At 64.5% G+C, this 9,409-nt stretch carries 13 protein-coding genes; 4 read left to right on the forward strand and 9 right to left on the reverse strand.

What is annotated here, in order from left to right; genetic code table 11:
- On the reverse strand, nt 1-1,084 hold a 1,084-nt coding region (gene pyk, locus KBZ15_RS12165; RefSeq protein WP_255015467.1), incomplete at its 3' end, for a pyruvate kinase.
- Between the two features lie 57 nt (nt 1,085-1,141).
- Between pyk and KBZ15_RS12170 the strand changes: the two genes are divergently transcribed.
- Together KBZ15_RS12170 and KBZ15_RS12175 are read left to right on the forward strand one after the other, a co-directional pair.
- On the forward strand, nt 1,142-1,471 hold the full coding sequence (locus KBZ15_RS12170; protein WP_255015468.1) for a nucleoside triphosphate pyrophosphohydrolase family protein: 330 nt from the start codon (nt 1,142-1,144) through the stop codon (nt 1,469-1,471).
- A gap of 59 nt (nt 1,472-1,530) precedes the next feature.
- Nucleotides 1,531-1,962 carry a hypothetical protein gene (locus KBZ15_RS12175; protein WP_255015469.1) on the forward strand — a complete coding sequence of 144 codons (432 nt, stop codon included), beginning with the start codon at nt 1,531-1,533 and terminating at the stop codon, nt 1,960-1,962.
- A gap of 37 nt (nt 1,963-1,999) precedes the next feature.
- On the opposite strand, the gene KBZ15_RS12180 is transcribed toward KBZ15_RS12175, so the two are convergent.
- From KBZ15_RS12180 to ilvA, 3 genes are read right to left on the reverse strand one after another with little or no spacing between them, the layout of a single operon-like run.
- Entirely contained in the window at nt 2,000-2,287 is a 288-nt protein-coding gene (locus tag KBZ15_RS12180) for a YggT family protein (protein WP_254930128.1), read from the reverse strand.
- Between the two features lie 30 nt (nt 2,288-2,317).
- Nucleotides 2,318-2,863 (reverse strand): SMC-Scp complex subunit ScpB, encoded by a 546-nt coding sequence (gene scpB, locus KBZ15_RS12185; protein ID WP_255015470.1) that lies wholly within the window; start codon nt 2,861-2,863, stop codon nt 2,318-2,320.
- Nucleotides 2,864-2,901: 38 nt separating this feature from the next.
- The gene (gene ilvA, locus KBZ15_RS12190; RefSeq protein WP_255015471.1) at nt 2,902-4,473 is read right to left on the reverse strand and encodes a threonine ammonia-lyase, biosynthetic; all 1,572 of its coding nucleotides are present in this window, start codon (nt 4,471-4,473) and stop codon (nt 2,902-2,904) included.
- Nucleotides 4,474-4,546: 73 nt separating this feature from the next.
- Here ilvA and dxs point away from each other — a divergent pair, with 73 nt between their 5' ends.
- Nucleotides 4,547-6,475 carry a 1-deoxy-D-xylulose-5-phosphate synthase gene (dxs, locus tag KBZ15_RS12195; protein WP_255015472.1) on the forward strand — a complete coding sequence of 643 codons (1,929 nt, stop codon included), beginning with the start codon at nt 4,547-4,549 and terminating at the stop codon, nt 6,473-6,475.
- A gap of 21 nt (nt 6,476-6,496) precedes the next feature.
- Here dxs and psaK read toward each other — a convergent pair whose 3' ends face one another.
- From psaK to KBZ15_RS12210, 3 genes are all read right to left on the reverse strand, one after another.
- Nucleotides 6,497-6,754, reverse strand: coding sequence for a photosystem I reaction center subunit PsaK (gene psaK / locus KBZ15_RS12200; RefSeq protein WP_255015473.1), 258 nt, complete (start codon nt 6,752-6,754; stop codon nt 6,497-6,499).
- A 66-nt stretch (nt 6,755-6,820) separates the two neighbouring features.
- Nucleotides 6,821-7,150 carry a DUF3593 domain-containing protein gene (locus tag KBZ15_RS12205; RefSeq protein WP_255015474.1) on the reverse strand — a complete coding sequence of 110 codons (330 nt, stop codon included), beginning with the start codon at nt 7,148-7,150 and terminating at the stop codon, nt 6,821-6,823.
- Complete coding sequence (locus tag KBZ15_RS12210; protein ID WP_254930133.1) at nt 7,147-7,452, reverse strand: DUF2499 domain-containing protein; 306 nt, start codon at nt 7,450-7,452, stop codon at nt 7,147-7,149. Before KBZ15_RS12210 ends, KBZ15_RS12205 begins: the two co-directional genes overlap by 4 nt.
- 51 nt (nt 7,453-7,503) lie before the next feature.
- Here KBZ15_RS12210 and csaB point away from each other — a divergent pair, with 51 nt between their 5' ends.
- Nucleotides 7,504-8,589, forward strand: a complete 1,086-nt coding sequence (csaB, locus tag KBZ15_RS12215; RefSeq protein ID WP_255015475.1) for a polysaccharide pyruvyl transferase CsaB — start codon at nt 7,504-7,506, stop codon at nt 8,587-8,589.
- Between the two features lie 22 nt (nt 8,590-8,611).
- On the opposite strand, the gene KBZ15_RS12220 is transcribed toward csaB, so the two are convergent.
- Both KBZ15_RS12220 and rpmB read right to left on the reverse strand, forming a co-directional pair.
- Entirely contained in the window at nt 8,612-9,190 is a 579-nt protein-coding gene (locus KBZ15_RS12220) for a peroxiredoxin (RefSeq protein ID WP_396123468.1), read from the reverse strand.
- Between the two features lie 7 nt (nt 9,191-9,197).
- The coding region (gene rpmB, locus KBZ15_RS12225) for a 50S ribosomal protein L28 (RefSeq protein WP_255015477.1) at nt 9,198-9,409 on the reverse strand (212 nt) is incomplete at its 5' end.

Consider the following 9,409-nt stretch of genomic DNA (forward strand, 5'->3'; position numbering starts at 1 on the left):
AGATCGCATTGCCAATTGTGGGCGCCATGTTGGTGTCATGGAGGCGCTGGTGGTAGTCGCGCTCGATCCGCCTGGCGATGGTGGCCATCGTGGCTACGGCCTCCACCGGGAAGTCGCCGACCGCACTCTCATTAGAGAGCATCACCGCATCTGTGCCGTCGAGGATGGCATTGGCCACATCGCTCACTTCGGCCCTGGTGGGCCTGGGGCAACTCACCATCGAATCGAGCATTTGGGTGGCGGTGATAACCGGGATACCGAGGCTGTTGGCCTTGCGGATCAGCTCCTTCTGCAGCAAGGGCACTTCCTCGGCAGGCATTTCGACGCCGAGGTCGCCCCTTGCCACCATCACCCCGTCACAGAGGGGCAGGATGTCGTCGATCTGGTCGATCGCCTCAAATTTCTCGATCTTTGCCACCACTGGGGTCTGGTAGCCGTGGCTGCGGATCAACTCGCGGATCTCGACCATGTCGGAGGGATTGCGCACGAAGCTGAGGGCCACCCAGTCGACCCCCTGCTGCAGGCCAAAGGCGAGATCGGCCCGATCCTTGTCGGTGAGAGCCCGGATCGAAAGCTGCACATCGGGGAAGTTGACCCCCTTGTTGTTGGAGAGCACCCCGCCAACGGTGACGCTGCAGTGGAGGGTCTGCTGGCCCTTGTCGACCTGTTCAACCAGCATCTCCACCCTGCCGTCATCGAGCAGGATGCGGCTGCCGGGCACCACTTCGTCGGCCAATTTGGCGTAGGTGACGCTTGCCATCGTCAGGTTGCAGGCCACATCCCGGGAGGTGAGTTCGAAGCGATCTCCCTTGGCCAGAGTTATGGGTCCATCAGCAAAGCGGCCCAAGCGGATTTTGGGCCCCTGAAGATCCTGAAGAATGCCGATCTCGATGCCCAGCTCGGTTGCGACCTGGCGGATGGTGGCGATGCGAACCGCATGGTCGCTGTGGTCGCCGTGGGAAAAATTGAGACGAAATGTAGTGGCGCCAGCGGCTATCAGCTCCCGCAACCGCTCTGGGGATTCCGTGGCGGGCCCGATGGTGGCCACGATCTTGGTGCGTCGCATGAGATCGGGCTGGGGCATGCAGGCGCCAACAGACAGCTGGAAACTACCATCCAGGCCTGCAACGGGCTGCCCTAGTTGGACTTTCACACCTATCAAGAGCGATCCCGGGCCACCGCCTGCTACCCGGATGCGGGCGCAAACCCCATCTATCCCACCCTCGGACTCTGCGGCGAGGCCGGCGAGGTGGCCGATAAGGTCAAAAAGGTGCTGCGCGATCAAGGCGGTGAGTTTTCGGCCGAGTTGATCGCAGCCCTGCAGCTGGAGCTGGGGGATGTGCTCTGGTACGTCGCCCAGCTGGCCACCGAATTGGGTCTGGAGCTCGATCAGGTTGCCCAGGCCAACCTGGACAAATTGGCAAGCCGCTCTGCCCGTAACGTGATCTCAGGCAGTGGAGACAGCCGGTGAACAGAGGCAAGCCCTGGCTGACAGCAGTATTTACCCCCATTCTGCTGGCCCTGTGGCTGGTGGCTGCCCCCGCCTGGGCCAGCGGGCTCCAGGTCTCTGAGGTCAGCCTCGAGCCCTGCCCCGCCGAAGACATAGGCGCCCAGCCGGAGCTGGGGCGGCCCGCCGGCGCCAGTTGCTATGCCCTGCGCGGCACGGTGATTAACACGGGCCAAAAACCCGTGGTGGATACGGATGTCTTTGCCCTGATTCTGGATTCGAGCGGTGAGCCGGTGCTCCAAAACCGCACCCGGGTAGGCAGCATCGGTGACGTACCACCAGGTTCCTCGACCTTTGGCCTGCGCCTGGCCGTTCCGGCGGGAACCCCAGGCCCCTTGGGCTTCCGCAATGTCAAGGCCCGCGGCTTCAGCGCGCCCGTGCGCACCAGAGCCGGCAGCGAGGATGAACTCCTGCCCCTTGAACAGGAGCTGGCGGAGCGAACCCTGGTTCAGTAGTTGTTTACTAGTTGTTCAGTAGTGGTTCAGTAGTGGTTCAGTAGCCGGCGCCGAGCACCGAAACGCTGGCACCCTGGAGCAGGCTCTGGACCAACTGCAGGGCCAAAAAGGCGAGAATCGCCGAGAGGTCAAGGCCGCCCAGGGGCGGAATCAGGCCCCGGAAGGCGTTTAGGTAGGGGTCTGTGATCGAGCTCACCGTCGAAAGCAGCGGATTGCTCCAGTCAAGGTTGGGGAACCAGCTGAGCAGCACCCGCACCAACAGCACCAAGGTGTAGATGCTCAAGGTCTGGGCCAGCACCTGCAACAAGAAACTCAGAGCTTCCATGGATGGAGCAAACCTTCAGTTGGGTGAACTCTAGGCAGCGGTTTGCCAGCCTTTCGCCGTGGTGGGGGTTCGGGCTTGCAGGTCTTCGGCCCTGATGGCGAAGGTGCGATGGAATTTTTCGCCCAGGGTGAGCCAGTAGGAACGGCCGTCGCTCTGGCGCTTGCGCTCGATGAAGTTCTGGGCCAGTAGCTCCTTGATGTGGTCGTAGGCCCCAGAGCCACGCAGCTCCACCAACTCAGATTGGAGGATGCGCTTTTTGAGGGCGATTGTGGCCAGGGTGCGCAGGGCGGCGGTGGAGAGGTCGACGGGCAAGAGGTTCTGAACCAGATCGCCCAGGCCCTCCCGCAACTGCAGGCTGTAGCACTTGCCCTCCTGGCGCACCTCCAGGGCGGTGTCGCGGTGGGCGTAGTCGGTGATCAGGGTGATCAGGCCGAGCTCAGCCTCCTCGCGGCTGACCATGGCAATGGCCGCCAGTTCGGCCAGGGTCAGGGGCCTGCCTTTGAGATAGAGAATCGCCTCAATCCGAGCAGGTAAGGAGAGATTCTCAATCGCCTCAGCTGGGGCACCTGTCTGCATGGGCGCAGGGTACCCCAACCTGCCTGGCCCAGGCCAGTTCACGCCAGGGCCGGTAGGGGGCTGGTGCTGGGGCCGAGGAACAGCCGGTAGGCAGGATTGTCGGTTTCATCCCAGTGCTGGTAGCCCAGGCCGGCAAGGAAGTCCTGCCACTGCGGCCTCTCGCTACGGGGCACCTGCACGCCCACCACGATCCGGCCCACGTCAGCTCCGTGATTGCGGTAGTGAAAAATGCTGATATTCCAGCTGGCGTGCAGGGCGTTGACGAAGGCCATCAGGGCGCCCGGTTTTTCCGGGAATTCGAAGCGGTAGAGCAGCTCCTCACCCAGCTCGAGGGCGGCCCCAGCACTGGCGGGTAGGCGTCCACCCACCATGTGGCGCAGGTGCAGCTTGGCGAGTTCGTCGTTGGAGAGGTCGAGGCAGGGGAACCCCGCCCGGCGCACGTCGTGGATCAGGTCCTGTTCATCGGCCGTGCCGCTGGTCTGCACCCCAACAAAAATATGGGCCACCCGGGGATCGGCCAGGCGGTAGCTGAATTCGGTGAGGTTGCGCTGGCCCAGTACGCCACAGAAGCGCCTCAGGCTGCCGGTTTGCTCGGGAATTTCCACCGCCAACATCGCCTCACGGTCTTCGCCGATCTCCGTGCGTTCGGCCACGAAGCGCAGGCGATCAAAGTTCATATTGGCGCCGCAGGCCACCGCCACCAGGGTCTTGCCATGCAATCCCTGCTGCGCCACGTCGCGCTTCATCCCCGCCACCGCCAGGGCCCCGGCCGGCTCCAGGATCGAGCGGGTGTCTTCAAACACGTCCTTGATGGCGGCGCAGATGGCGTCGGTGTTGACCGTCACCATCCGATCCACCGTCTGCTGGGCCAGGGCAAAGGTGTGCTCCCCCACCCTGCGCACGGCCACTCCGTCGGCAAATAGGCCCACTTGCTCCAGCTCCACCCGTTCGCCGGCGGCAAGGGAACGGGTCATGGCGTCCGCGTCCTCGGGCTCAACGCCCACGATCTGCACCTGGGGCCAGAGGGTCTTTACGTACACACCGATGCCGGCAATCAGGCCGCCACCACCCACGGCCACATAGATCACATCAGGTGGTGAGGAACACTGGCGCAGGATCTCCAGCCCAATCGTGCCCTGGCCGGCAATCACGTCGGGATCGTCGAAAGGATGGATGAAACTGAGGCCCCGCTCCTGGCCCAGGCGAGTTGCCTCGGCGCAGGCCGCGTCGTAGTTATCGCCGTGCAGCACCACCTCGGCCCCCCGGGCAGCAACAGCCCTGACCTTCATCTCAGGCGTGGTGACAGGCATCACGATCACGGCCCGGCAGCCCAGCTTCTGGGCCCCCAGGGCAACTCCCTGGGCATGGTTGCCGGCGCTGGCGGCAATCACGCCCCGCTCCAGCTCGGCCGCACTCAGAGCCACCATCTTGTTGTAGGCACCCCGCAGCTTGAAGCTGAAGACCGGCTGCAGGTCCTCCCGCTTAAGCAGTACCCGGTTGTGCAAGCGGGCTGAGAGATTCGGCGCGGGATCCAGCGGCGACTCAATGGCCACGTCGTAGACCCGGGCCCGCAGGATTCGCTGGAGGTAGGTCTGGGGATCGGCGCTCATGGCACCAGTGTCGCAATTCGCACCTGCCAGTGGAAGCCAAGGCCTAGATTGCACTGCACCTCCAGGGCTGTGCATGCATCTCAGCGAGCTCAGTCATCCGAATCAGCTGCACGGCCTGAGCACGGCTGAGCTTGAAGCGATTGCCCGCCAGATCCGGGAGCGCCATCTGGAGGTGGTGAGCACCAGCGGCGGCCATCTCGGCCCAGGGCTGGGGGTGGTGGAGCTCACCCTCGCCCTCTACCAAACCCTCGACCTCGAGCGCGACAAGGTGGTTTGGGATGTGGGTCATCAGGCCTATCCCCACAAGTTGGTGACTGGGCGATACAAAAATTTTGACAGCCTGCGCCAGAAGAATGGGGTGGCGGGCTACCTCAAGCGGAGCGAGAGCCGCTTTGACCATTTCGGCGCCGGCCATGCCAGCACCTCCATCTCTGCTGCCCTGGGGATGGCCCTCGCCAGGGATCGCCGCGGCGAGGATTTCAAGTGCGTAGCCGTGATTGGCGATGGCGCCCTCACCGGTGGCATGGCCCTCGAGGCGATCAACCATGCCGGCCACCTGCCGAAAACCAAGTTGCTGGTGGTGCTCAACGACAACGACATGTCGATCAGCCCGCCGGTGGGAGCCCTCTCCACCTACCTGAACCGGATGCGGCTGAGTCCGCCCCTGCAGTTCCTGCAGGGCAATGCGGAGGAGGCGATCAAGCACCTGCCCTTCCTGCACGGCGAGCTGCCCAATGAACTCAAAACCCTCAAAGAGAGCATGAAGCGCCTAGCGGTTCCCAAGGTGGGAGCCGTGTTCGAGGAGTTGGGCTTCACCTACATCGGCCCGATAGATGGCCATGACATCGCCGGGATGGTGCGCACCTTTGAGCAGGCCCATCGCACTGAAGGTCCCGTGCTGGTGCATGTGGCCACCACCAAGGGCAAGGGTTACGCCTATGCGGAGGCCGATCAGGTGGGCTACCACGCCCAAAGTGCCTTCGACCTGGCCACCGGCAAGGCCTACCCCTCCAGTAAGCCGAAACCGCCTGGCTACAGCAAGGTATTCGGCCAGACCCTGGTCAAGCTCTGTGAGCAGGACCCGACCGTTGTGGGCATCACCGCCGCCATGGCCACCGGCACCGGCCTTGACCTGCTTGAGAAGGCCCTACCCGATCAGTATTTTGACGTTGGCATTGCCGAACAGCACGCCGTCACCATGGCAGCCGGCATGGCCTGTGAGGGCCTCAAGCCCGTGGTGGCGATCTACAGCACCTTCCTGCAGCGGGCCTTTGACCAGCTGATCCACGACGTGGGCATTCAGAATCTGCCGGTCACCTTTGTTTTGGATCGAGCTGGCATTGTCGGGGCCGATGGCCCCACCCACCAGGGCCAATACGACATCAGCTATTTCCGCGCCATCCCCAATTTCACCGTAATGGCCCCCAAGGACGAGGCCGAGCTGCAGCGCATGCTGGTGACCTCTATCCACCACAGCGGCCCCTGTGCCCTGCGCATTCCCCGCGGGGAGGGCGAAGGGGTTCCCCTGGCTGAAGAGGGCTTTCTACCCCTGGAGATTGGTCGCGGCGAGCTGCTTACCGATGGCGATGACCTGCTGATCGTGGCCTACGGGGCCATGGTGAGTCCGGCCATGGCCACCGCCGGGCTGCTGCAGGAAAAGGGGATGCGGGCAGCGGTGATCAACGCCCGTTTCCTGCGGCCCCTAGACGAGGCCCTGATTCTGCCGATGGCCCAACGTATCGGCCGGGTGGTGACCATGGAGGAAGCGGCCCTGGCCGGTGGCTTTGGCTCCGCGGTGGTCGAAGCGCTCGTTGACCACAACGTGCTTGTGCCGGTGCTGCGCATCGGCATTGCCGACGTGTTGGTTGACCACGCCAGCCCAGATCAAAGCAAGCAGAGCCTGGGCCTCACCCCACCCCAGATGGCCGATCGCATCCTGGAGCGCTACGGCTCTCCAGTGTCTTCGAATCTGGCGGGCGCCAGCCAGCCTGTAGCCGCCTGACGCCCCTTGGCTCCTGGTGGCTCAGACCACCCCGCGGGAGGCCAGGCCAAGGATGGCGCCCATGCCGAGGATGTGACCGAGGCTGAGGGTGCCGAGCATGGCGCCGTGGCTGAAACCACCAAACAGGGTCGGGCTGGGTAGCTGCAGACCCACGTTGGGTTGCTTGATGGTGGCCTTGCCAATGGCAATGGCGATCACGTTGCAGACGATCATCACCAACGCCACCTTGGGCGACCAGGAGATGGAAGCAGGGGCCAAAGCTAGAAGGGGAGTAAGCATGGAGCGAATGGCAACGCCCCATCTTCCGGGGCCGATCGCATTGCGCCCCCCCTGCTTAAGACTTGTTCATTGCCTCCGGCCCAGCGCGGCGCCGAAGCCGCTGAAGCCGAGCACCACCAGCAGGTTCGAGACGGTGAGCAGGGATTCGGCACCGCCATGGAGGGCATCGACGTTGGCCAGTAATTCGCCGTAGCGCAGTTGGGCAACGATGGCCGCCCCAATCGTCACGGCCACAAACAGGAGGGTGCACTGGAAACCCCGCAGGGCCAACTTTGGAAATCCCTCCACCTGGCTCGCCCACCAGAGGAAGGCCAAATAGGGAAGCAGCGACAGCACGAATAGGGGGCTGGGATCGATCTGGGCGAGCCAGCTGAGCACGCCGCCCATGCCGCTCATGAATTGACCTGGCGCTGTTGGCGCAGCAGGTTCCAGGCGGCCAGGGCCAGGGCAGCGTTGCCGATGGCGGTGAGACCCGCCTGGAAAACCACCAGCCCGTAGAGCTCGGGGCTGTTGTCGAACAGGTGCCAGGTGCAGGCAGCCATGGCGCTGACCAGGGCAGGCAGCATGGCCAGGCTCAGCCAGCGCCAGCCCCCCTCCCGCCTTTGCACCCCAAGCCGCTGCACAGCCAGCATGGCGACTACCCACTCCAGTACGGAGGTGATATGGATCCACCAGGTGGGCAGGGAGAGCGCATGCATGGGCTCGATCTTCTCAGGGTGCGAAGCTGAAAGGTAGGAGTCGATCGGCTCGTGCGCGAGACCAGACAGAAGGGGGAAAAGGCCAGGCGGCAGCTCTTGCTGGTTGGCTACTACGGCGAGCACAACCTCGGTGATGACGCCCTGCTGGAAGTGCTGCTCGGCCACATGCCAGCGGGGTTTACGGCGACGGTCACCGCCTATGACACCGACCTGGTGCGGCAACGCTTCCGAGTGGATACGGTGCAGCGCCGCAGCCTGGCCCAGGTGCTGAAGGCCCTCAGTAACTGCGATGGGCTGGTATTGGGTGGCGGCAGCCTGCTGCAGGATTCCACCAGCTTCCGCAGCCTGCTCTACTACGCGGCCCTGATCTTTGCCGCCCGACTCGAGGCCAAGCCCGTCTTGCTCTGGGGCCAGGGATTGGGGCCCCTGCGGCGGCGGCCCAGCCGGATCCTGGTTGGGCGCCTGCTCGGCCTGGTCACGGCGGTGAGTTGGCGCGACCAGGAGTCGGCGGCTCTGGCCAGAAAGCTTGGCCGTGATGGCCCGGTGGGCAGCGATCCGGTCTGGGCCCTACCTGCCCAGCCGTGGCGTGGCAGCGGAGGCCCCCTGGTGCTCTGCCTACGTCCCACCAAGGAGCTGCAGGGATCGGCCTGGCACCCCTATCTCCAGGCCCTCGACCAACTGGCCCGCCTGCAGGACCGCGAGGTGATCTGGCTCCCCTTCCACGCCGCCCAGGACAGGGGCCTGCTGGAGCAGCTTGACCAGCAGCAGCTGCTGCCTGCGGGGCTGGCTGGCCGCAGCCGGGAGGTGCTGGCAGAGAGGCCCAGCGAGGCGATGACGGTGGCCAGCGGTGCCGGGCTGGTGGTGGCCATGCGGCTCCACGGCCTCATCTTGGCTGCCCTCGCCGGAGCACCCTGTGCTGCCCTCAGCTACGACCCCAAGGTGCAAGCTGCCGCAGACGGCCTGGGCTGCCCCTGCCACAGCCTCGATGCGATGGCAGCCCCGGCCGAGCTGCTGGCGGCCTGGAGCGGCGCACTCGACAGCCCGCCTGCGGCTGCCCGACTGGCTGCCCTGCGCCAACAAACGGAGGTCCATCGCCAACTACTGCAAGACCTGGCAAACCAAATTGCCGTTCGTTAGCGAGCGATCGGGGTTTGGCCGCTCAGCCGGCCTGGAGCCCCTGCAGGGTTGCTAGCACCTCGGCGCTGTGGCCACTGGGCCGCACGGCCAGCCAGTTGGCTCGCAACACCCCGGCCGGATCGATCAAAAATGTGTGGCGTTGGGAGAAGGGCGCGATCCAGCTGCCATAGGCCCTGCTGACTGTGCCGGCAGGATCGGACAGCAGGGGGAAGGCCAGGCCCTCACTACTGCAGAACTCAGCATGGGAGTCGGCGTCATCGGCACTGACACCTACAACCGCTGCGCCAGCAGCCTTGAAGGCGGCAAGATCGCGCTGGAAGCCACGGGCCTCAAGGGTGCAACCGCCGGTGAAATCCCGGGGATAGAAGTAGAGCACCAGCCAGCTGCCACCGAAATCGGCCAGTTCAAGCCTGGTCTCCACTACCTCCCCCTTGCTAGCTGGTGCGATGCCAGCCAGGCTGAAATTTGGCGCAGGCTGATTTAACAGCGGCAAGGTTCCACCGATGGCCTCGGCCCGACGAGCGAACGACATCGAGCCCAAAGCGCCTGCGGAGAGGGGGACGAGGGCCGCCAATGACTTCAGCAGTACCCGGCGCCGCATGGTCGGCTCAGATTTTGGCGAGGTTCACGCCGAGTTCCTTGGCGTAGGCACCCAGACCTTTTTTCTGGATGGTTTTGAGGGCGCGGGTAGAAACACGCAACTTGACAAACCGGTTGCCCTCGGCCCACCAAAGCCTGCGCTCCTGCAGGTTCACCTGTTGGAGCTTCTTGGTGCGCACATGGGAGTGGGATACGGCCGTGCCGTTGTTGGCTCGCTTGC

Origin of the sequence: Cyanobium sp. BA20m-p-22 (assembly GCF_024346275.1) — a bacterium.
Taxonomy (GTDB): Bacteria; Cyanobacteriota; Cyanobacteriia; order PCC-6307; family Cyanobiaceae; genus Cyanobium_A.